The following is a 23,335-nucleotide window of genomic DNA, read 5'->3' on the forward strand; positions in this document are numbered from 1 at the left end:
ATGCCCTTTTTTGATTCCGGTAATACACGAATAAAAAAAGGGTTTTTATCTCTAACATGCTTGATTTGAGTGTGATACATTTGAGTCTGGATAATTTATTTTCAGAGCTTCAATAAAAATGATGAAGCAAAATATCTAATCATATCAAAATTCGACCAATCTTAAAATCAAAAGACAATGAAGGCAATTTTTTTTAAATCTAAATTTTATATTTCAATCTTATTATTCGGAAGTATTCTTGTGTTTACAAATTGTGAAAAAGAATCACTTTTTGAAGAAGAGTTAAATGATTCAAGCACGATACAAGAAGAGTTCCTAGCCAAAGAGAAAGAAAATTATTTGAAAGAAAAAGGGATCAGTATTGATGTTATTGGTATTGATTGGTGTTCAATAATACCAAATTTATCAGGGTATTACTACGCTAACGATGGGGGACATTATTATGTACGGCATATTGGTAATACTATATATTGGTTTGGAGAACACCCATCAGGTAGTTGGGCCAATGTTTTCAAAGGGAATGTAAGTGGAAAAACAATTACTGGAAGTTTTTATGATGTTCCAAAAGGAGGAATCGCGGGAAGCGGAAGTTTAACATTGTCTATAGGTTGTTTTGGAAGCGGCTTTACGAAGGTGTCAGGTAATAATTTTGGAGGCTCTTCTTGGACCAAAACTACTCGACCTTCTTATTTACCACCACCACGTCCTGCCGGATTTGGTGTTGTAAATAATAGTAATGATATCACAGGTCGTTGGGTTGGAAATGATGGAGGGATTTATTATATAAGACAGGTAGGTAACCAGGTGGTTTGGTTTGGAGAACGTAATTTTGTAAACGGTCGACCTACATGGTCCAATATAGCTTGGGGAAGCCGTTTCTATAGTCAGTTATGGTTAGATTGGGCAGATGTTCCTAAAGGAAATGCAAATAGTACTGGGATTTTAAGAGGCTTCGTAGAAGGTCCAAATTACATAACTCTAGGGCATAATACAGGAGGGTTTGGAGGCTCAAAACTCTGGAGGTAAGATAAAATATTGAGTTGTTACAAGGTGTTTAACTTTTTAAACACCTTCTTTTTTTGGAGTATTTTTTGTGAAATATTTTGTTTTTGATGTTTTAAAAGAAAATTTTCAAGAGTTTGCTATTGATTTTTGAGAATAACTCAATTAAATGATGTCAAAAACTATTTTTTGATTAAGTTACTTTTTTATTTAAGTGTGAAATTTGTAAATAAACTTGCAAAACAAAGGGCTATACCTTTACTTTGTATAGTATTTGCAGCTAGACTGTATAATCGTTCATAAATTTATTTAAATGTTATCAAGAAAGGTGGAGGGAATAGACCCTATGAAACCTTAGCAACCCTTTATCTGTTAAAGAAGGTGCTACATTCTATCCGTTTAAGGACTAGATAACGAAGATGCATAGCCTCGCTATATTTTTTCCATTATTTTCTTGATATATTTTACTTGTTTTGAACGCGTACTATTTGATTACGCTAAACCTATTTATAGTGTTTTATAATAGGATTATAAAATAGTATTCTAGCAGTAGTTGGAATTTAAAAAATGAATATTGAGAAATGAAAGACATACAAAAAATATTAGAAGAAAGAATTCTTGTGCTTGATGGAGCTATGGGAACTATGTTACAGCGTCATAAATTTACAGAAGAAGATTTTAGAGGAGAACGATTTAAAGATTGGCCAGTCCCTGTACAAGGAAATAATGATTTACTTAGTATAACTCAACCAGAGGCAATAAAAGAAGTGCATAGATTGTATTTTAAAGCAGGAGCTGATATTGTTGAAACGAATACATTCTCGGGGACAACCATTGCTATGGCAGATTATGAAATGGAAGAATTAGTTTATGAATTAAATTATCAATCTGCAAAAATAGCAAAAGAAGTAGCTGATGAATTTACAAAAGAAGAACCTCATAAACCCCGTTTTGTAGCAGGATCTATTGGTCCAACAAACAGAACAGCAAGTATGTCTCCTGATGTTAATGACCCCGGATTTAGGGCAGTAACTTTTGATGAACTAAGAATAGCATATAAACAACAGGTAGAAGGACTATTGGATGGGGGAGCTGATATCTTATTAGTAGAAACTGTTTTTGATACCTTAAATGCCAAAGCAGCACTTTTTGCTATAGAAGAAGTTAAAGATGAAAGGAATATAGAGGTGCCAATTATGGTAAGTGGCACAATAACTGATGCCAGTGGCCGAACATTATCAGGTCAAACAGCAGAGGCTTTTTTGATTTCAGTTTCACATATTCCTATGTTAACAGTAGGATTTAATTGTGCATTAGGTGCGAATCAATTAACTCCGCATTTAGAAGTATTGGCGCAAAAAACGAATTTTGGAGTATCCGCTCATCCAAATGCCGGTTTACCAAATGCCTTTGGAGAGTATGATGAATCTCCAGAGCAGATGGCAGCACAGATAAAAGAATACATGGATAAAAATTTGGTAAATATTATTGGAGGTTGCTGTGGGACAACCCCAGAACATATAAAAGCAATAGCAGATTTAGCTAAAAATTATACTCCGAGAACTATTGGAGCTGTAGTATAGGATATGAGTAAGCAGGAAAAAAGGAAATATTTGAAACTTTCTGGTTTAGAACCAATGATTGTTTCTGCCGATACCAATTTTATCAATGTAGGCGAACGTACAAATGTGGCAGGATCACGCAAGTTTTTACGTTTGGTGAAAGAAGAAAAATTTGATGAGGCTTTAGATATTGCTAGGCATCAAGTAGAAGGAGGAGCGCAGGTTATCGATATTAACATGGATGACGGATTGATTGATGGTAAAGAAGCGATGATACGATTTTTAAATCTTATTATGGCAGAACCAGATATTGCCAGAGTACCTATTATGATCGATAGCTCTAAATGGGAAATCATTGAGGCTGGATTACAGGTAGTACAAGGAAAATGTGTAGTGAATTCAATTAGCCTTAAGGAAGGTGAAGAAGAATTTATAGCACACGCAAAAGCGGTCAAAAGATATGGCGCTGCAGTCATTGTTATGGCGTTTGATGAGGTCGGACAAGCTGATAATTATGAAAGGCGTTTAGAGATTTCTAAACGATCCTATGATATCCTTGTTAATCAAGTAAAGTTTCCACCAGAAGATATCATCTTTGATCTTAATATTTTTCCAGTTGCTACGGGTATGGATGAACATCGTAGAAATGCGATTGATTTTATCGAAGCAACACGATGGGTGCGAGAAAACCTTGCACATTGTAGTGTTAGCGGAGGAGTAAGTAATGTTTCTTTTTCTTTTAGAGGAAATAATACGGTTAGAGAAGCTATGCACTCAGTTTTTCTATATCATGCTATCAAGGCAGGAATGAATATGGGTATTGTCAACCCCGCCATGTTAGAGATTTATGATGATATTCCTAAAGATCTGTTAGAATATGTAGAAGATGTAATTTTAAACAGAAGAGATGATGCTACAGAACGTTTATTAGATTTTGCAGAAACGGTAGTAGGAACAAGTAAAGAAAAAACTGTAGATCTTTCATGGAGGCTAGAACCATTACAAGATAGAATTACCAGAGCGTTGGTAAAAGGTATAGATCAATATATTGTTGAAGATGTTGAAGAAGCAAGACAAAATGCAGATAAACCTATCGAAGTAATAGAAGGAAACCTGATGACAGGAATGAATGTAGTGGGAGATTTATTTGGATCAGGGAAAATGTTCTTGCCTCAAGTTGTTAAATCTGCTCGGGTTATGAAGAGAGCGGTAGCTCATTTACTTCCTTATATTGAAGAAGAAAAAAAGAAAAATCCAACATCTTCTAATGGTCAGGAAAATGCAGGTAAAGTATTAATGGCTACTGTAAAAGGGGATGTACATGATATCGGTAAAAATATTGTTTCAGTAGTTCTAGGATGTAATAATTATGAGATTGTTGATATGGGTGTTATGGTACCACCAGAAAAAATTATCCAAACAGCAATAGATGAACAGGTAGATATTATTGGTTTAAGTGGTTTAATTACACCTTCATTAGATGAAATGGTATATCTGGCAAAGGAAATGGAGCGTAAGAATTTTAATATCCCTTTGCTCATTGGAGGAGCAACCACATCCAAAGCACATACTGCAGTCAAAATTGATCCGCAATACAAGAATGCTGTAGTGCATGTAAATGATGCTTCGAGAGCAGTAACAGTTGTAGGAGACTTATTAAACAAAAGAAGTAACCAAAAATATGTAGGAGACCTAAAAGAAGACTATGAAAAATTTAGAGAAGGATTCCTAAAGAGAACAAAACAAAAAGAATATCTAAGTATCCATGATGCTAGAAAAAATAAATATAGCATAGACTGGCAAACTTCTGAAATTGTAGCGCCAAATGAATTGGGAATTAAAACAATTGAAGATCAAAACCTTCAAGCATTAGAGCCATATATTGATTGGACTCCATTTTTTAGATCTTGGGATTTGCACGGTAAATACCCTGCTATTTTAACAGATGAAATAGTTGGCGAACAAGCAACTTCCTTGTTTAATGACGCGCAGGAATTGTTACAAAAAGTATTTGATGAAAAATTATTAGGAGCCAAAGCAGTGTATGGAATATTTAAAGCTAATAGTATAAATGATGATGATATAGATATTTCTTCAGAAGAAGGAGATGTTACATTTAGAACATTACGTCAGCAATTAAAAAAACATGCACAAAAACCCAATTTTGCTTTGTCTGATTTTATAGCTCCAAAAGAAAGTGGTATTCAGGATTACATGGGATGTTTTTGTGTAACTACAGGATTTGGAACAAAAGAACTTGCAACTGCTTTTGAGGCTGATCACGATGATTATAATTCTATAATGATTAAAGCATTAGCAGATCGTTTAGCAGAAGCGTTTGCAGAATATTTACATCAAAAAGTTCGTAAAAAAGATTGGGGATATGCTGATAATGAAGTATTGAGTAATGAAGAACTGATCAAAGAAGCATATAAAGGTATTCGTCCCGCTCCAGGATATCCTGCATGTCCTGATCATTTAGAGAAAATAACAATTTGGGAATTGCTAAAAGTTAAAGAACGCATAGGAGTAGAATTAACAGAAAGCCTTGCTATGTGGCCGGCAGCATCAGTATCTGGGTACTATTTTGCGAATCCCGAAGCTCGATATTTTGGATTAGGAAAAATAAAAGAAGATCAGGTAAAAGATTTTGCAGTCCGAAAAAATATAGATTTTGAGTATGCTAAGAAATGGTTGAATCCTAATCTTATCGAATAAGGATTTGTAAATCTTAATACAATGGATATAGAGGATAGTATAACACAATTAGAAGAGGTTTTTGAAGGACAGCCATGGTTTGGCCCTTCTATACTAAAATCTTTAAAAGATATTCCAGTTGAGTTTTGGGATAAAAAACCAGAGTATGTATCACATTCGATCACAGAACTTGTCTATCATATGATGGATTGGAGAGTATTTGTAATAGAAAAATTAAAAGATAACGAATCGTTTGGTATCGAATTAAATTCTGAAAAAGATTGGAGAAGAGATGTGTTAGTGCAGACAGAAGTTCAAAAAGAGACTATACTTAATGAACTCATTAAAACACAGGAATTGATATGTGAATTGTTAACAACAAAACCCGATTCATGGATGTATGAAAATAGTCTAGGGAACGCATATAAAAACGACTATATGATAAGAGGGATGATACAACATGATATATATCATTTGGGACAGATTAACAGTATATATAGTCAATTAAATTGAAAAAGGAAAGAATTGCGTTAGGGATAGAAGCGACATCCTTTTTTTATAAAGTACCTCGAGGTTTTGCACTGAGCTTGTCGAAGTGCTCTCGAAGGGTGATGTATTGAAAAAAGATATAGCGAATAGCCCGCTCGAACGCCAGAAGAAATCAACTAAAAAACTAAGAATTTAAAAATAAATGAAAGTAACAGATCACATAAAAAAAGCAGAGGGTAAGACTTTATTCTCTTTTGAATTAATACCACCACAAAAAGGAAGAAGTATCCAGGAGTTGTATAACAATATTGATCCGTTGATGGAATTTAATCCTCCTTTTATTGATGTTACTACCTCTAGAGAAGAATTTATATATATCGATCGCGAAGGGTTATTAGATAAAAAACTAACAAGAATGCGACCTGGTACAGTGGGAATCTGTGCTTCGATTACTCATAAATATGATGTAGATACAATTCCGCATGTATTATGCGGAGGATTTACCAAAGAAGAAACAGAATATTTATTGGTGGATTGTCATTATCTGGGGATTGATAATGTAATGGCGTTACGAGGTGATGCTATGAAGGAAGAAAAGTATTTTACACCCACAAAAGGAGGACATGGTTATGCAAACGAATTGGTTACTCAGATTGTGAATATGAACAAGGGGCAATTCTTGCATGAAGTAATAGAAACAGATAATAAGTCTGATTTTTGTATTGGAGTTGCAGGTTATCCTGAAAAGCATATGGAAGCTCCTTCTATGGACTCAGATATACGAAGGTTAAAAGAAAAGGTAGATGCTGGAGCAGATTATGTAGTAACTCAAATGTTTTTTGATAATAAAAGATATTTCTCATTTGTAGAAAAAGCAAGAGCAGCAGGAATAGATGTGCCGATTATTCCGGGAATTAAACCAGCAGCGGTAAAAAGACATTTGCAACTTTTACCTCAGGTTTTTAAGCTAGATATGCCAGATGAACTTGTAAGAGCAATAGAGGGTTGCAAAAACAATGCAGCTGTGAGAGAGGTAGGAGTAGAATTTGCAATACAACAATCCAAAGAATTAATGGAGTATGGAGTTCCGGTATTGCATTATTATTCGATGGGAAAATCAGATAATATCAAAAAGATTGCTTCAGAAATATTCTAAGCTTTGGTGAGAACTATTGTGTTCTATTCAGTATTTTTTAAAACCTTTTTAAGATCCTTGATACTGGTAATAGTCGCTGTTGGGCTGATGTTCCACGGATCAAATATTGATGTCGAAGAACGTTGAACCCATACAGATCTCATACCATATGAAATTGCTCCAATAACATCAAAAGAGTTACTGGAAATAAGCCATGAATTATCGGGAGTAGAATTTGTTTGTGTATTAAAATGCTTGTAAACCACAGGACTTGGTTTGAATGTTTTTGTAGCTTCAACACTCACGATACCATCAAAAAAAGTTGCTATTTGTGCAGTATCAATAAGATTCTTAATTGCTAAAGAACTACCGTTAGAGAAAGCATATACTTTGTGCCCTGTTTCTTTTAATAGTTGTAATCCATCCACTACATCTGGGAATATAGGGAGTGTCGTGTATTCCTTCATCAAACTAATCTTTTGATTAAGGGTTAATTTGATATCGAGATCTAAACAGGTATATTCGAGAGCTTCTCTTGTACAAATAGAAAAATCAACATAGTCATCCATTAACCCTCTTCTAAACGAATATTCTAATTGTTTAAGGCGCCAGGTGTTCATAAATATCTTAGTTGCCTTACCCACCATCTTTTCTAAAGAATGGAAAATACCCGAAGTGTCAATCAAGGTTCCGTAGACATCAAAAGCCAAAGTATATGTTGTCATTTGTTTTTAAAATGTTTAATAAAATATAACAGTGTATTAAAGATAAAACCCATGATTTATATGGAACCATATAAAAAGTTAAAATAGTCCTGGAGTTGTCAGATTCTTAATACTTGATGAGACATTAAACGAAATTTTAAATACTCATGCGTTGTAAAAAATATAAATGATGCTTGAAGATTAGGGTAAGTGAGAAAATTATCACGGAAAACAGTGTGTTTTTGTATTATTTGATAATGTTTCTTTGGAATGATGTATCTCCCAATACTATATGGTTTGATTTTTTATGAAGTATACTATAGATGAGTGAAATAGCTTTTAAACATATTCTGATAAAGATAAAGTAACTAAACAAAGTATTGAAAAATAGAAAACTATATAGGATAAGAATTATACATTAAAAACAATTGGTCTATCACATACAAATAACTTAAAACCTAAATTAAATTATGACAAAAATGAAAATGATATTTAGAACCATGGCTTTTATTGTATTCATGACATTTTTATCTTGTGAAAAAGATCAAGATGAAATCCCATTTACCGAGATATCTATAACACTTGATCCAACAAGTACTGAAAACGCTGCTAAAGAATTACATGACCCATTTGCAAATTGGAGAGTAAAGGGGCCTAGTAAATTTACAAGAAATAAAGATCAGGTTCTTGAAAAGATAGATGAAAAACCCCATCCTGCATATGTAAATCTTGAGAATGAGTTAAATAAAAAAAAGACTGTTCTAGGGATTTGTTTGCTTAATAATGATTTAGACAGACTTAAATGCCCTAAAGAAGAGGAAGAATACCAAAAAGCAAAAGCCGCTGTAGAAGATTATATAGCTGCAGGATTACCACAAGTGATTCCTGGGGCTATTTTTCAATTTATAGTTACTAGAGAAGATAATAATTTTGTTTACATCAAAGATGCTTCTCGAGGTGTAGAAATAGCATTGCCAGTGGATAAGCCTAATGAATTTACGGATGCTAGAATATTGGTAAACGGAGAATATGAAGTTTGGAGGCAAGCTTTATATCGAGAATCGGGTATTATAACAGGCACCATGAATAGGTCTACCGGAGAATATCGAGACATTCCAGGCCGACGTATAAAAGTTGATTATTTTGCATCTCCAGGAGCTCCATGTTATGAAGATGAGAACCTAGAGATTCGTATTACTGCTGATGGAGTTCGTGTTTCTGTAGATGTGGATTTTGGAGGAAGAACCGCTACTTCTACACAAGGTACAAGAACATTTATAATGCCAGCCAGTGGTGTTGTGAAAATTAGAGCAGCTATAAATGCTAATAATGGATGTTCAACGGCTAGTATTAAATTTAACAACGCAAATACGATTGCGTTAGGTACTGGTGGATACGGAGAAAGAAAATTTCCATAAAATGATGTAGGAATAAAAATTTTATAGTACTAATAATTCAAAAAAGATTAGGCCAATTCTTTTTTTACCATCCATAGGAATTAAGACTTATGGGTGGTATTATTATATTTCAAAATTAACCGTTTTCATCTTATTTAGATATAGATAGATAGTTCTTACTATTTTGTTATGTTTCGATTATAAGTAGAAAGTTCACCAAGAAGGTTTGCTTATGTTATTGGGTAAAGATAAAATTATATAAAAAGTTAAAATAGTTTTAAGAGCTATTTTAAAACGCTATAGCTATTTAAAAAGGTATTATTACATTTGCCGGATGATAAAGCAGATTTGTTTAGTGATAAGTATTCTTCATTTTGGGGTCTATGCTCAGGTTGAATCAAAAGCTAAGTATACTTTGGATGTAAATAATTTTTATGGTTCTATCCTAAAGCATAATCCAGATATCTCTCATTTGATAACAGGCCACCCATCGGGTTTGATTCTATCTTTTCAACGCAAAACTTTTGGAGATAAAGAATGGCAGCGTTTATATAATAACCCTGATTATGGAGTGTCATTTTTGTATCAAAATTTGGATAATGAATATTTAGGAGAGCATTATGGAGTGTATTTGCATTATAACTTTTATTTTTTTAATCGTCTTTTAATGTTTAGGATAGGGCAAGGAGCGTCCTATAATACTACTCCTTATGACGAGGATGATAATTTTAGAAATGTGGCCTACGGTACACATTTAGTAAGTGGATCGTATGCGCTGTTAAATTTGAAAAAAGTAAATATATTTAAAGGATTAGGATTGCAGGCAGGATTGGGGATTGTTCATTACTCTAATGGAAATTCGAAAGCACCTAATAAGAGTACAAATACATTGTTTTTAAATGCCGGTGTCACCTATACATTTGATCAGGATACTCCAGCATATGCAGAAAAAGAAAAAGGGCTGTTAAAAGGAGCAGAGCCCATTGGTTATGGATTTGTTTTTAGAAGTGGAGTTAATGAAAGCGATGTTGTAGGTTCAGGGAGGTTCCCATTTTATACATTTGCTGCTTTCGCCGATAAGAGGTTAAATAAGAAAAGTGCTATCCAGTTAGGAGCCGAAGTGTTTTTTTCTAAAGCATTAGAAAGATTTATAGATTTTAGAGCAAGTGGTGGTTTTAATGATGGAACAACAGGAGATGAAGATGCTAAACGAGCAGGTGTTTTTCTCGGACACGAATTACGTGTAAGCAGAACATCTTTAATAACTCAATTTGGATACTATTTTTATTACCCATACGATTTTGAAGGGCAAACATATCTTAGAGCAGGGCTTCAATATTATTTTACTAAAAATATATTTGGTTCACTTACCGTTAGGTCCCATGCGGCAAAGGCAGAAACCATGGAGTTTTCTATAGGATATAGATTATGATTTTTGTTGTTAAGAGTATAGTTTTTAAGAAATTAAAATTTTTGATAATTTATTGTCGAAATTTATTTAATGATGAGACGTGAATAGATTTATTTTAATATTTGGATTATTGTTTATCGGTTGTGATTCTGAAAATGCTTCAGACTGTTTTCAACGCACAGGGACTATCATTACAAAAGATATTGAAACGCCTGATTTTACCAGAATTTTGGTAAATCCAAATGTAGAACTGGTTCTGAAAGAAGGAGAAACTACTGCAGTTACTATTGAAACCGGAGATAATTTAATAGAGGAAGTTTCTGCTGTGGTCGAAGGTGACCGTTTGGTACTTAGTAATACTAATGATTGTACTTTTTTTAGAGACCTTAATCAAACCAAGATTTTTGTTACAGCTCCCAATATAACTGAGATCAGAAGTGGTACTCAATTTGATATTTCTTCAGATGGTATATTAACGTACCCTTTACTTAGATTATTTTCAGAAGATGTCATAGAAGAAACAGAAACAACTACCGGAACATTTAATTTAGAGGTAGATGTTGAAAACCTAACTGTAGTAGGTAACAATATAGCTTCATTCTTTATAAAAGGAAAGGTGATGTCCTTAAACGTCAATTTTGCTTCAGGTACAGGAAGGTTTGAAGGTGCTGATTTAATAGCTGAAGATGTTCAGATTTTTCATAGAGGAACAAATAAAATGATCATAAATCCCCGAGAATCTATTCGGGGAGAAATACGCAGTACTGGAGATGTAATTTCTGTAAATCGTCCCGGGGTTGTTGAAGTTTCAACATTTTTTACTGGTAGATTGATATTTCAGTAATGTAAGCAAAATGTTTTTGTGAGTTTATGGGGATATTTCCCTTTTTTTTGCGTGCCGTAATATTCTGTGATTTCTTTTTTTTCTAATCTTTGGATTACAGTAGGTCTTACCAATTGTACTTATATACTTTTTTTAGAATAGTTTAAAAATCTGATTTTTAGTATTTTATGTTTCTGTGAGATGTCATGTTTTTTTGTTTTAAAAGAAGTGTAATAGTGCAATTCCAGAAAGGTATTACCACAAAAAGTTTGTGGAATTTGGGTTCTAGGTAATTGAAATTAATAGCTAACTTTATAAGATACCAAATTTTCACCCCAAAGTTTATATTCAAAAATGATTAGAAACAGGTCTAGTAATACACAAAATATTGACAATCTTGATGAGAATTATCTTAAAAAAGAATTATACTCACTTATAAAAAGAGATGATTCTATTTTTGATTTTATACAAAAATCAAGTTTGGATGGGCTTTGGTTTTGGGATTTAGATAATCCTGAAAATGAATGGATGAATCCCAAATTTTGGACAACATTAGGGTATGATCCAGATGAGATGCCTCATAATGTTTCTGCATGGCAGGATCTTATTAATAAAGAAGATTTAAAAGTTGTATTTAGTAATTTTACTAAGCACTGTAAAGACCCTTCGCATCCTTATGATCAGATTGTACGATACACACATAAATTAGGGCATACAGTTTGGATTCAGTGTAGAGGACTAGCAATACGGGATGATAAAGGGAAGCCGATACGAATGTTGGGCGCCCATACAGATATTACTAAATTAAAAAAAACAGAAATACGATTACAACGACAGGTAGATCGTTATCAACATATTATTGAAGGTACACACCTTGGGACTTGGGAATGGAATGTAAAAACAGGAGAGACAATTTTTAATGAAAGGTGGGCCAGTATTGCAGGATATACCCTTTTAGAACTGGGTCCTGTTTCAATTGATACATGGGCGAAATTATCACATCCTGACGATCTGGAAAAATCAAACCTACTTTTACAAGATCATTTTGCTGGAAAATCATCAGTGTATGAATGCGAAGCAAGAATGAAGCATAAAAATGGAGAATGGATTTGGGTTTTGGATAAAGGAAGAGTGGTAAGTTGGGATGCTGAAGGTAATCCAGAATGGATGATTGGGTCACATCAGGAAATTACAAAAAGCAAGAAAGATCTGGAAAAAAATAAATTATTTATAGAACAGACACCAAGTGCAATAGCTATGTTTGATACTGATATGAGGTATTTGGCAGCCTCCCAGAAATGGTATCAGGATTATAATATTAATGACGATAATATAATAGGCAAATCACATTATGAGGTCTTTCCGGAAATTAGTGAAGAATGGAAAGCTGATCATAAAGAATGTTTAAGAGGAAAAGTGCTAAAAAGCGATGAAAGCCGTTTTAAAAGACTCGATGGGTCGGTACAATGGCTTACCTGGGAAATACGACCTTGGTATACCGATGAAAATAAAATTGGAGGTATATTAATGCACACAGCAGATATCACTAGAGCCAGAGAAGCCGAAATTCGTTTACGTATTAGCGAAGATATCTTCAGAAGAAACTTTGAAAATGCAGCGATTGGAATGGTGATGGTAGATAAAAACGGATATTTTACAAAAGTAAATGATAAATTATGCGAAACTCTTGGTTATACGAATCAAGAATTAGTCAAATTATCATTCAAAGATATTATTCATCAGGATGATTTAAAAGGTAGTAACATATGGTTTGAAAAATTATTTAATGGAAAGACATTAAATGCTAATATGGAAGAAAGATGTTTTCGTAAAAATGGAGATATCATATATGTTAACCTTTCTGTTTCTGTTATTAAAAATGAATACAATGAACCTTCATACTTTGTAGCACAGGTTGCTGATATTAGCCATAGGATTTTTGCTAGACAAAAACTTAATGAAGCTATTACCAAACTAGAAAATATAATTGATGATATTACTCAAGTGAGTATCATTGGTACAGATCAAAATGGTCTGATTACAACGTTTAACCGAGGGGCAGAGAATTTGTTGGGATATAGTAAGGAAGAAGTAATGTTTAAAAAACATGCTATAATACTTCATAAAAGGGAGGAAGTCCAAAAAAGAGAAGAAGAATTATCGTTAATATTTAATCGAGAAATTAAAGGATTGGAAGCTTTTACTGCTTCACTCGGTAAAGAAGGGTATAGTACTAGAGAATGGACTCATGTGAGAAAAGATGGTACACATTTTCCTGTGCAGCTAACAATGTCAGTAATCAAAGAAAACAATGAGGTTATAGGTTATTTAGGTGTCGCTGTAGATATAAGTGAGATTAAGAAGGTGGAACAAGATTTAAAATCTTGGTTATCAGTTGCAGAAGATCAAAATAAAAGATTGAGAAATTTTGCACACATAGTTTCTCATAACTTAAAATCACATTCAGGTAATTTTCAAATGTTATTAGATTTGTTGATCCAGGAGAACCCTGAGCTAGAAGATAATGAGATCATAAAACTTTTTAAAACCGCCTCAGAAAATCTTACTGAAACCATTGTACACTTAAATGAGGTGGTATTAATGAATACATCGGTAGATGAGAATTTGACTGGATTAAACTTGCATGAATCAATTAACAAATCAATAGAAAGTGTTTCTGCTATTGCAATAGAAACCAACGTGATTATTAATAATATCTCAGAACCAGATATTGGAATCTTGGGAATTCCGGCTTATTTGGATAGTATTCTGCTCAACTTTATAACAAACGGGATAAAATATAGCTCAAATGAACGAGATAGTTATGTTACTCTAAGTACTAGAATAGAAGGTGATTTTGTAGTGTTAAGTATCGAAGATAACGGATTAGGGATTGACTTAAAAAAACATCAGGCTAAACTTTTTGGAATGTATAAGACCTTTCATAATAATAAAGAGGCTAGAGGGATAGGGCTATTTATTACAAAAAATCAAGTTGAAGCAATGGGAGGTAAGATTGAAGTCGAAAGTATAGTAAATAAAGGAACAATTTTTAAAATATATATGAAGCATGAGAAAAATTGATATAGCTTGTATTATTGATGATGACCCAATTTTTGTATTTGGCATAAAAAAAATAATGGAACTTGTTGATTTTTGTAACGGTTTTATGGTTTTTCGCAATGGCGAAGAGGCATTAAATAATTTGAAAGCCATCATTTCCGCAAATGAAAAATTGCCAGACGTTATTTTATTAGATTTGAATATGCCAGTTCTTGATGGATTACAGTTTTTGGAAGAATTTATTAAGGTCCCTTGCGCAAAGAAAATTATCATTTATGTAGTTTCCTCGTCAGTGGATCCAGAAGATATTCTTAGAGCCAAATCCTATGAAAGTGTAAGTGATTATATTGTAAAGCCCATTTCTGTTGAAAAACTCAAAGAAATTTTGCATAATATAGAGAAAACAACGCAGGATTAATTCGAACTCTTTTTTAAGGATTGGTTAATTCTCTAAAAATACTTTCTAGATTTTTGTTCTTTCTGGATAGTTGTAATATTTTCAGTTTGTTGTCATGAGCAAAATCAAAGACGGTAGGACGCATATCTTTTTTGGTGTCAAAGGTAATTTGATAAGAAAAACCATGTATGTTTTTTACTTCACTGGCATTCGACAACTTTGATAAGAAAGCTTCTTCTATACGGTAATCAAATTCTACCTCTATGATTTGTTGAGTTTCATCAGATATTTCATTGAGATTTTTGTCAGCAACAATTTTTCCTTTGTTGATGATAATAACTCGATCACACATAGCCTCAACCTCTTGCATAATATGAGTAGATAAAAATACTGTTTTAGCAGTACCAATGGATTTTATAAGTTCTCTAATTTCGACTAACTGATTTGGATCTAATCCTGTCGTAGGCTCATCGAGAATTAATACCTGGGGATCATGGAGAAGAGCACAAGCCAAACCAACTCGTTGTCGGTATCCTTTAGAGAGTTGATCAATTTTTTTGTTAGCCTCAGGGGTTAAACCTGTTAATTTAATCACTTCTTCAATTCTGGATTTAGAAATTTTATAAATCCGAGCATTAAATGTAAGATATTCTCTTACATACATTTCCAGATATAAAGGATTGTGTTCTGGAAGATATCCAATACTGCGTTGTACCTTTATAGATTGAGAATGAATGTCAAAATTATTAACCATAGCACTACCCTCAGAAGGATCAAGGTACGTAGTGAGAATCTTCATCATAGTGGATTTTCCTGCTCCATTTGGACCTAGAAAACCGACAATTTCACCTTCTTTTACCTCAAAAGAAATATCATTTAATGCTTTTTGATCACCATAAAGTTTAGAAATATTGGATACTGAAATTGACATATAGAATGTTTATAAAATCTGCTTACATTCAAAAGTACACAATTCAATATTTATTGTATGATAAACTCATAAAAAATGATCTTAACACTAAGATAACGTTAACATAAAATAATCTATTAATTGATGTGGTATCTTTATAAGATAAAGATTATCAGTATGTTATTTTATAATTTTAAAAGAATAATCCGCAGTTTCTTTCATAAGCTAATTTGCTTAGTTCAACGCATTATTTTCTTTATAATTTTTCCTTTTCTCAAAAAAGAAATATTTAGATAATACTATCCATGTTTTGTCCCCTAGATTTTTATAGATAATGAATGAATTTAGGCATCTAGAATGGGGAGTTACCATTGCAGCTGCTCAAACTGAAGGTGCCCATGATAAAGATGGTAAAGGTCCTTCTATCTGGGATACATTCACCCAAAAATCTCGTAAGATTAAAGATGGTTCTGATATTAAAGAAGCAACAGATTTTTATCATAGATTTAAGGAGGATATAGATTTGACTATAGATATTGGGTTAAAGATTTTTCGTTTTTCTATTTCCTGGCCAAGGATACTTCCCGAAGGAACAGGAAAGATTAACCAAAAAGGGATTGAATTTTACAATCAAGTAATCGATTATTGTCTTTTGGTGGGAGTAGAGCCATGGATTACAACATATCATTGGGATTTACCTCAAAAATTAGAAGATAAAGGAGGATGGACGAATAGGGAAATTATCGACTGGTATAAGGAATATGTGCAAGTATTGAGAGACCATTTTGCTGACCGTGTTAAAAATTGGATACTGATTAATGAAGGAATAGTATGTCTTGGAGGGGGGTATTTTCTTGGTGTACATGCTCCTGGCAGAAGGGGGATTCGAAATTTTGTTTCGAGTACACATCACCTTTTGCTAGCTCAGGCAATAGGATTCAAAGAATTGAAGAAAAAAAATGAACTTAGAGTGGGTACCGCAATAAGTTGTACTAAAATAGAGCCTTATAGAAATACGTCTGCAGATCGTAAAGCAGCCAATAGAATTGATACATTAATGAATCGCTTGTTTATAGAGCCTCATTTGGGATTAGGATATCCAGATGATGATTTACCCATTTTAAAACGTATTTCAAGATATTATAAAATAGGAGATATAGAAGCTCTTAAAACGGACTTTGATTTTTGGGGTATTCAGACCTATACTCGAGAAGTAATAAAGGCAGCTTGGTATATTCCGTATATGGGAGCATTGCCAATAAAACCAAAAAAGAGAAAAATTCCGGTATCAATAATGGGATGGGAAACATATTCCCAGGGCACACAATATTTTTTAGAAAGATTCTCTGCATACGATCCAGAAAAACCGTTATGGTTGTCTGAGTGTGGAATGGCTCTGTCAGAGAAGGAAGACGATCAGGCGCGAATCGAATATTATCAAAATGTAATAGAAGGGATGAAGCTAGTTTTAAAAAAAGGAGTAAATCTTAAAGGTATTTTACTTTGGACATTGTTGGATAACTTTGAATGGGCAGAAGGTTTTGTTCCAAAATTTGGCATTATAAGCCTCAATAGAAAAACAATGCAACGCAAAATGAAAAAATCTGCTTTTTGGCTAAAAAAATACTTATCAAATATAAAACTCTGAAGTGTGCTTAATTTCTTTGAGTACAAAAGTGCTGTTTAATACACCAATATTCTCGATTTTTGACAGCTTTGTTTTTACAAAATCATGATATTCTTCTAGGCTTTTAGTATGAATTTTCAAAATAAAATCTACTTGACCCGCCATATGGTAACATTCTTGTACTTCTTGTAAATTTTGAATTTGCTTTTCAAACTTTTCTATAAATGCTTCATTATGATATCGCATTGAGACCTGGCAAATTGTGGTGATAGATCGATCTATTAGTTTTTTATCTAAGATGGCCACATATTTTTTGATGAACCCTTGTTTTTCTAACCTTCGAATACGTTCATATATAGGAGATGGAGTGAGATTAAGGATTTTAGCAATTTCTTTTGCAGTTTTTTTGGCATCTTCTTGTAAAATTCTAAGAATAGTAATGTCGGTGTGATCTAATTGTTCCATTTCGTATCAAAAAAATTACTTTAAAAGTAAAACTTAAACTTTATTAAAAGTAAATATAGCTGAAAAAACAATAATAACAAGTAATAATTACTTAATTATTAAGTATTGATGGATGTAATATCTATGTTTTGTATTTTGGCTAGGAAATAACACGGTAAGGTGTTAAAATTTTAAGATACTATGGAAACAGTTATTTTAGTAATAGGCGCTAATGGTCAATTGGGATCTGTTTTAACAGAGTCTTTAAAGCATAAATTTGGAAACAGTAATGTAATTGCTTCTGACTTAAGACCTAGAGAAGGGTATGAAGGTGTTTTTGAAATAATTGATGCAACCGATATGAATAGGATTCATGACGTGGTTACTCAATATAATGTGACGCAGATATATCATCTTGCAGCTATTTTATCAGCAAAAGGAGAGCAAACCCCATTAACTACCTGGGATATTAATATGAAAACGTTATTTAATGTACTTGAGGTTGCGAGGCATCATAAAATAGATAAAGTTTTTTTCCCTAGCTCTATTGCCGTTTTTGGAGAAGGCGCTCCTCTTAATAATACACCAAATAATGCTTACCTGGATCCAGCTACTGTATATGGCATAAGTAAAGCAGCCGGAGAGAATTGGGCACAATATTATTTTATGCGATATGGATTGGATGTAAGATCAATCCGTTATCCTGGTGTGATTGGATATCAATCATTACCTGGAGGAGGAACAACAGATTATGCAGTTGATATATATCATAAGGCAGTACTTAAAGAAGAATTTAATTGCTTCCTGAAAGAAGATGCAACACTTCCCATGATTTTTATGGATGATGCCATTCGTGCTACTTTAGAATTAATGGATGCCCCTAAAGAAGATATTACTATCCGTACTTCTTATAATATTGCAGGAATTAGCTTTTCTCCTGCCGAAGTAGCGTCAGAAATTCGTAAATTATATCCTGATTTTAAAATCTCTTATGAGCCGGATTTTAGACAGGAAATAGCTTCCAGATGGCCAAAGTCAATAGATGATTCTGCTGCAAGAAAAGATTGGAGCTGGAAACCAAAATTTGATCTCGAATCGATTACAGGTACAATGATAGAAAAACTAAAAGAAAACTATAAAACAGGATCAAGAAATTTGGAAACTTTGATGTTTTAGTTCCTAAATAGGTTAGATAAAATATTTGACACTAATAAAAAATAACAATAAAGGATAATTATTATGTTCTCTACTATAAAAGAAGATTTACAAAAAGAGCTGGACGAAATCACAGCGGCAGGATTGTATAAAACCGAAAGAATAATAACTACACCGCAAGGAGCAAAGATAGATACAACCAATACCAAAGATGTTCTTAACTTTTGTGCAAACAATTATTTAGGGCTTTCTTCTCACCCTGATGTGATAGAGGCGGGTAAAAATGCTATTGATTCGCATGGGTATGGACTGTCATCGGTGCGATTTATTTGTGGAACTCAAGATATTCATAAAGAACTAGAGCGTAAAACGGCAGAGTTTTTAGGGATGGAAGATTGTATTCTTTATGCAGCTGCTTTTGATGCTAATGGAGGGGTGTTTGAACCTATTCTAGGACCAGAAGATGCTATTATTTCAGATGCTTTAAATCATGCTTCTATTATCGACGGAGTAAGACTATGTAAGGCAAAACGCTTTAGGTATGAACATAACAATATGGTTGACCTGGAAAAACAGCTGAAATCTGCAGAAGGGTCCAGACGTATACTTATAGTAACGGATGGTTCTTTTTCAATGGATGGGACCATTGCACAATTAGATAAAATCTGTGATTTGGCAGATCAATATAATGCGATGGTAATGATCGATGAATGTCATTCTACAGGTTTTTTAGGTAAAACAGGCCGCGGAACACATGAGTATCGTAATGTTATGGGCAGAGTAGATATCATTACGGGTACTTATGGTAAGGCACTTGGAGGAGCTTCAGGAGGTTTTACTGCAGCTAGAAAAGAAATTGTAGAGATGTTAAGACAACGTTCTAGACCTTACTTATTTTCTAATACAGTAGCACCATCTATTGTTGGAGCATCGATAAAAGTATTAGACTTATTAAGCTCTTCTACGGCCCTTAGAGATAAATTAGAAGAAAACACAAAATATTTCAGGTCAGAAATGACCGCTGCCGGATTTGACATTCTCTCTGGAGATCACCCTATTGTTCCTGTAATGTTATACGAAGCTAAACTAGCTCAAGAGTTTGCTGCAAAATTATTAGAAGAAGGAATTTATGTAATTGGATTTTTCTATCCTGTTGTTCCAAAAGGAAAAGCAAGAATTAGAGTTCAGTTATCAGCCGGTCATGAACGTCATCATCTGGAAAAAGCGGTTAAAGCTTTTACAAAAGTTGGTAAAGAGTTGAATGTAATATAGATACGAACGTTTGTTAGTGAGTTAAAACATAGAAGATTCATAAGATACATTAAGTTTTAATTGAAATATTTCATAAATTCTGGTTAAAATTTTCAGATTTGATGATAATGGACTTCAAGTGATGAAAAAAAACGAAAAATATTTTGAATCGTAATAGTTTTAGCTACTTTAGCAACGTAATAAGGAAACAATAATGGATACTTTATTTACTTGGAACCGATTCTATTTTTTCTTCTTTTATTTTAAAAGTAAGAACGGGATCGCTATGTAAAATAAATAAAGCAAAAATTTATAAAACTAGAATCCCGATGAAAAATCGGGATTTTTTTTTGAAACGAAATGAAAAAAAGAGTACTGGATCATAAAGAATGTACCAATACGAACCAAATTAGTTTATGAAACAAAAGGTTGCTATACAAGGAATAAAAGGGTCCTATCATCACGGGGTTGCTCAGGCATATTTTGGAGAAGATGTAGTTGTTGATGAATGTATGTCATTTCAGGAATTGATACACAGTTTAGAGCAAAATAAAAGTACAGATGCAGTTATGGCAATAGAGAACTCAATTGCAGGGTCGATTATTCCTAATTATGCATATATAGATGAGCATAATATTACTATTAGCGGAGAATATTTTCAACCGATCCATCATTGTCTGATGGCTTTAGAAGGTCAGAAAATTTCAGATATCAAAGAAGTGTATTCTCATCCCATGGCATTATTACAATGTAAAGAATTTTTTAGAGGATTGCCACATATTAAATTAGTAGAGGATGCGGATACTGCAGATGTAGCTAAGCGTATTCATGATCAACAATTAGAAGGAATTGCAGCTGTAGCAGGAGAAACAGCAGCAAATATCTATCAACTAAATATTTTAGCCAAAGAGATTCAAACCATAAAGTCAAATAGTACTCGGTTTTTTATTCTAAATACCAGAAAAGATTCAAAAGTAGCAAAAGAAGAAATTAACAAGGCATCTTTAAAATTTCTGACAGATCATAAAAGAGGAAGCTTGGCAACAGTGCTTAATGTAATGAGTGATTGTGGACTTAATTTAACCAAAATTCAATCATTACCTATTATCAGTATGCCTTGGAAATATTCGTTTTTTGTTGATGTTACCTTTACATCATACAAAGATTATGAGAAAGCAATGTCTATTTTAGAAATTATGGCGTTAGAATTAAAAGTACTTGGAGAATATAAAAATCAAAACGGATGAACATTGAAACCGCAAAAAGATTAGAGACAGTAGAAGAATATTATTTTTCCAGCAAGCTACGAGAAGTAAGAGGTTTAGTTGCAGCCGGTAAACCTGTTCTCAATATGGCTATTGGGAGTCCAGATTTAGACCCTCCTAAAACTGTTGTGCAGGCAATACAAGATGCGGTGACTGTAAACGGAGCACATAAATACCAAAGTTATCAGGGATTGCCAGAATTAAGAGAAGCTATTTCTGATTTTTATAGCAAAAAATATCAAGTGTCTTTAAATCCTGAAAATGAAATTCTTCCTTTGATGGGGTCTAAGGAAGGAATTATGCATATTTCTTTGGCGTACCTAAATGAAGGAGATGAGGTATTAGTACCTAATCCAGGATACCCTACATATACTTCAGTTACCAATTTGGTTGGAGCAACCCCTGTGTTTTATGATCTGATAGAAAATAATGGCTGGGAACCTGATTTTCATAGCCTTTCAAAAATGGATTTAAGTAAGGTGAAAATTATGTGGGTGAACTATCCTAATATGCCTACAGGGGCTTCAGGAAGTGTGGAGCTCTATGAAAAGATGATTGATTTTGCTAAAAAACATAGTATTCTATTGGTTAAGGATAACCCATATAGTTTTATTCTAAATGATAGTCCCATAAGTATATTATCTATTAAAGGAGCAAAAGAAGTAGCATTAGAGTTAAACTCTTTGAGTAAAACGTTTAATATGGCAGGTTGGCGTGTGGGAATGGTAAGTGGAAGTGCTGATAAGATTGAAGCTATTTTGAAGGTGAAAAGTAATATGGATAGTGGCATGTTTCAGGGCATACAACGGGGAGCAATAGCAGCATTACGAATTTCAGATGATTGGTATGATAAAATGAATGCAATTTATAAAGAAAGAAGAGTTTTAATATGGCGATTAGCTTCACTATTAGGTTGTAGTTATGATCAAACTGCAAAGGGAATGTTTGTTTGGGCAAAATTACCTAAAGGAATTGATGCGATAGAATTTATAGATAACATATTGTATAAAAATGATGTATTCATTGCTCCAGGAGATATTTTTGGAAGTAATGGAAAAGGATATATACGTTTTTCACTTTGTGTATCCAAGGAGAATATTAAGGAAGCGATAAAAAGATTACAAGTAACAGCATGAAAGTATTCATTATAGGAATAGGATTAATTGGTGGCTCTTTTGCTATAGATATTAAAGCGGCATTTAATGAAGCAAAGATATATGGTATAGATAGAAGTGATGAAAATCTTGAGAAAGCGCTAGGATTAGGATTAATTGATCATAAGTCGAGTTTTGATGAACTAGATAAGGCTGATGTTGTCATTGTTGCGATACCTGTAGATACAACAGTAGAAATATTACCTATGATTTTGGATAATATCCACGATGATTGCCTGGTTTTTGATGCAGGTTCAACCAAGGGGAAATTATGTGATACGATTTCACAACATCCTAAGCGTAGAAACTATTTGGCGGCACATCCAATTGCTGGAACAGAATTTTCTGGGCCGCAAGCAGCAATTGCGAATTTGTATCGAGGAAAAACTAATATCATTTGCGAGGTTGAAAAAACAGCATTTAAATTGCAAGAAAGAGGAATGGAGATTTTTTCTAGATTAGGAATGAGAATTCGATATATGGACCCTTCTTCACATGATAAACATATTGCTTATGTGTCTCATTTATCACATATTAGTTCTTTTATGTTAGGTAAAACTGTAATTGAGAAAGAGAAGAATGAAAGGGATATTTTTGATATGGCAGGTAGTGGATTTGCTTCAACTGTTCGTTTGGCAAAAAGTTCGCCAGCGATGTGGACCCCTATTTTTAAACATAATAAGAATAATGTAATCGAAACCTTGGAAGAATATATTGCAAATTTAGAGCAGTTTAAAAAATTAATGAAAGAAGATAATTTTGATGAAATTTATAAAGAAATGGAAGATACAAATCATATTAAAGCAATTTTGAAAGGAATAACTTAAAAATGCGATAACTTACGTAAAC

19 protein-coding genes and 1 riboswitch are annotated in these 23,335 nt (G+C 33.2%); of the genes, 16 read left to right on the plus strand and 3 right to left on the minus strand.

Annotated elements, in window-relative coordinates; genetic code table 11:
• Window positions 1–177: 177 nt before the first annotated feature.
• The 5 genes from FOF46_RS06405 to metF all read left to right on the plus strand — a co-directional run bounded on the left by FOF46_RS06405 (window position 178) and on the right by metF (window position 6,906).
• On the plus strand, window positions 178–1,026 hold the full coding sequence (locus FOF46_RS06405; RefSeq protein ID WP_143915880.1) for a hypothetical protein: 849 nt from the start codon (window positions 178–180) through the stop codon (window positions 1,024–1,026).
• Window positions 1,027–1,315: 289 nt separating this feature from the next.
• A riboswitch (SAM riboswitch) is annotated at window positions 1,316–1,419 on the plus strand.
• Window positions 1,420–1,583: 164 nt separating this feature from the next.
• The gene (locus tag FOF46_RS06410; RefSeq protein WP_143915881.1) at window positions 1,584–2,585 is read left to right on the plus strand and encodes a homocysteine S-methyltransferase family protein; all 1,002 of its coding nucleotides are present in this window, start codon (window positions 1,584–1,586) and stop codon (window positions 2,583–2,585) included.
• A gap of 3 nt (window positions 2,586–2,588) precedes the next feature.
• Window positions 2,589–5,282, plus strand: a complete 2,694-nt coding sequence (metH, locus tag FOF46_RS06415; RefSeq protein WP_143915882.1) for a methionine synthase — start codon at window positions 2,589–2,591, stop codon at window positions 5,280–5,282.
• A 21-nt stretch (window positions 5,283–5,303) separates the two neighbouring features.
• The gene (locus FOF46_RS06420) at window positions 5,304–5,774 is read left to right on the plus strand and encodes a DinB family protein (RefSeq protein WP_109438833.1); all 471 of its coding nucleotides are present in this window, start codon (window positions 5,304–5,306) and stop codon (window positions 5,772–5,774) included.
• Window positions 5,775–5,952: 178 nt separating this feature from the next.
• A complete protein-coding gene (gene metF, locus FOF46_RS06425; RefSeq protein ID WP_143915883.1) occupies window positions 5,953–6,906 on the plus strand; it encodes a methylenetetrahydrofolate reductase [NAD(P)H] in 954 nt (317 codons plus the stop codon).
• Window positions 6,907–6,929: 23 nt separating this feature from the next.
• Here the strand turns inward: metF and FOF46_RS06430 are convergent, their stop codons facing one another.
• Window positions 6,930–7,610, minus strand: a complete 681-nt coding sequence (locus FOF46_RS06430; RefSeq protein WP_143915884.1) for a haloacid dehalogenase type II — start codon at window positions 7,608–7,610, stop codon at window positions 6,930–6,932.
• A gap of 458 nt (window positions 7,611–8,068) precedes the next feature.
• Between FOF46_RS06430 and FOF46_RS06435 the strand changes: the two genes are divergently transcribed.
• The 5 genes from FOF46_RS06435 to FOF46_RS06455 all read left to right on the plus strand — a co-directional run bounded on the left by FOF46_RS06435 (window position 8,069) and on the right by FOF46_RS06455 (window position 14,701).
• Entirely contained in the window at window positions 8,069–9,007 is a 939-nt protein-coding gene (locus FOF46_RS06435) for a hypothetical protein (RefSeq protein ID WP_143915885.1), read from the plus strand.
• A 313-nt stretch (window positions 9,008–9,320) separates the two neighbouring features.
• Complete coding sequence (locus FOF46_RS06440; protein ID WP_109438829.1) at window positions 9,321–10,418, plus strand: acyloxyacyl hydrolase; 1,098 nt, start codon at window positions 9,321–9,323, stop codon at window positions 10,416–10,418.
• Between the two features lie 79 nt (window positions 10,419–10,497).
• The gene (locus tag FOF46_RS06445; protein ID WP_109438828.1) at window positions 10,498–11,241 is read left to right on the plus strand and encodes a head GIN domain-containing protein; all 744 of its coding nucleotides are present in this window, start codon (window positions 10,498–10,500) and stop codon (window positions 11,239–11,241) included.
• Window positions 11,242–11,574: 333 nt separating this feature from the next.
• On the plus strand, window positions 11,575–14,304 hold the full coding sequence (locus tag FOF46_RS06450) for a PAS domain S-box protein (RefSeq protein WP_143915886.1): 2,730 nt from the start codon (window positions 11,575–11,577) through the stop codon (window positions 14,302–14,304).
• On the plus strand, window positions 14,291–14,701 hold the full coding sequence (locus FOF46_RS06455; protein WP_109438826.1) for a response regulator: 411 nt from the start codon (window positions 14,291–14,293) through the stop codon (window positions 14,699–14,701). The genes FOF46_RS06450 and FOF46_RS06455 overlap by 14 nt, the downstream gene beginning before the upstream one ends.
• 13 nt (window positions 14,702–14,714) lie before the next feature.
• On the opposite strand, the gene gldA is transcribed toward FOF46_RS06455, so the two are convergent.
• Window positions 14,715–15,611 (minus strand): gliding motility-associated ABC transporter ATP-binding subunit GldA, encoded by an 897-nt coding sequence (gene gldA / locus FOF46_RS06460; RefSeq protein WP_143915887.1) that lies wholly within the window; start codon window positions 15,609–15,611, stop codon window positions 14,715–14,717.
• A 313-nt stretch (window positions 15,612–15,924) separates the two neighbouring features.
• On the opposite strand from gldA, the gene FOF46_RS06465 reads away from it, so the two are divergent.
• Window positions 15,925–17,238, plus strand: coding sequence for a glycoside hydrolase family 1 protein (locus FOF46_RS06465; RefSeq protein ID WP_143915888.1), 1,314 nt, complete (start codon window positions 15,925–15,927; stop codon window positions 17,236–17,238).
• On the opposite strand, the gene FOF46_RS06470 is transcribed toward FOF46_RS06465, so the two are convergent.
• Window positions 17,221–17,682 carry an Lrp/AsnC family transcriptional regulator gene (locus FOF46_RS06470; protein WP_109438823.1) on the minus strand — a complete coding sequence of 154 codons (462 nt, stop codon included), beginning with the start codon at window positions 17,680–17,682 and terminating at the stop codon, window positions 17,221–17,223. The genes FOF46_RS06465 and FOF46_RS06470 overlap by 18 nt on opposite strands.
• A gap of 180 nt (window positions 17,683–17,862) precedes the next feature.
• On the opposite strand from FOF46_RS06470, the gene FOF46_RS06475 reads away from it, so the two are divergent.
• The 5 genes from FOF46_RS06475 to FOF46_RS06495 all read left to right on the plus strand — a co-directional run bounded on the left by FOF46_RS06475 (window position 17,863) and on the right by FOF46_RS06495 (window position 23,313).
• Window positions 17,863–18,837, plus strand: coding sequence for an NAD-dependent epimerase/dehydratase family protein (locus FOF46_RS06475; RefSeq protein WP_143915889.1), 975 nt, complete (start codon window positions 17,863–17,865; stop codon window positions 18,835–18,837).
• Between the two features lie 63 nt (window positions 18,838–18,900).
• On the plus strand, window positions 18,901–20,088 hold the full coding sequence (gene kbl, locus FOF46_RS06480; RefSeq protein WP_143915890.1) for a glycine C-acetyltransferase: 1,188 nt from the start codon (window positions 18,901–18,903) through the stop codon (window positions 20,086–20,088).
• Between the two features lie 395 nt (window positions 20,089–20,483).
• Window positions 20,484–21,314 carry a prephenate dehydratase gene (locus FOF46_RS06485; RefSeq protein ID WP_109438820.1) on the plus strand — a complete coding sequence of 277 codons (831 nt, stop codon included), beginning with the start codon at window positions 20,484–20,486 and terminating at the stop codon, window positions 21,312–21,314.
• Complete coding sequence (locus tag FOF46_RS06490; RefSeq protein WP_143915891.1) at window positions 21,311–22,468, plus strand: pyridoxal phosphate-dependent aminotransferase; 1,158 nt, start codon at window positions 21,311–21,313, stop codon at window positions 22,466–22,468. Before FOF46_RS06485 ends, FOF46_RS06490 begins: the two co-directional genes overlap by 4 nt.
• Window positions 22,465–23,313: a prephenate dehydrogenase gene (locus FOF46_RS06495; RefSeq protein WP_143915892.1), complete on the plus strand. Its 849-nt coding sequence runs from the start codon at window positions 22,465–22,467 to the stop codon at window positions 23,311–23,313. The genes FOF46_RS06490 and FOF46_RS06495 overlap by 4 nt, the downstream gene beginning before the upstream one ends.
• Window positions 23,314–23,335: the final 22 nt, after the last annotated feature.

This window comes from Aquimarina algiphila (genome assembly GCF_007489275.1).
Taxonomy (GTDB): domain Bacteria; phylum Bacteroidota; class Bacteroidia; order Flavobacteriales; family Flavobacteriaceae; genus Aquimarina; species Aquimarina algiphila.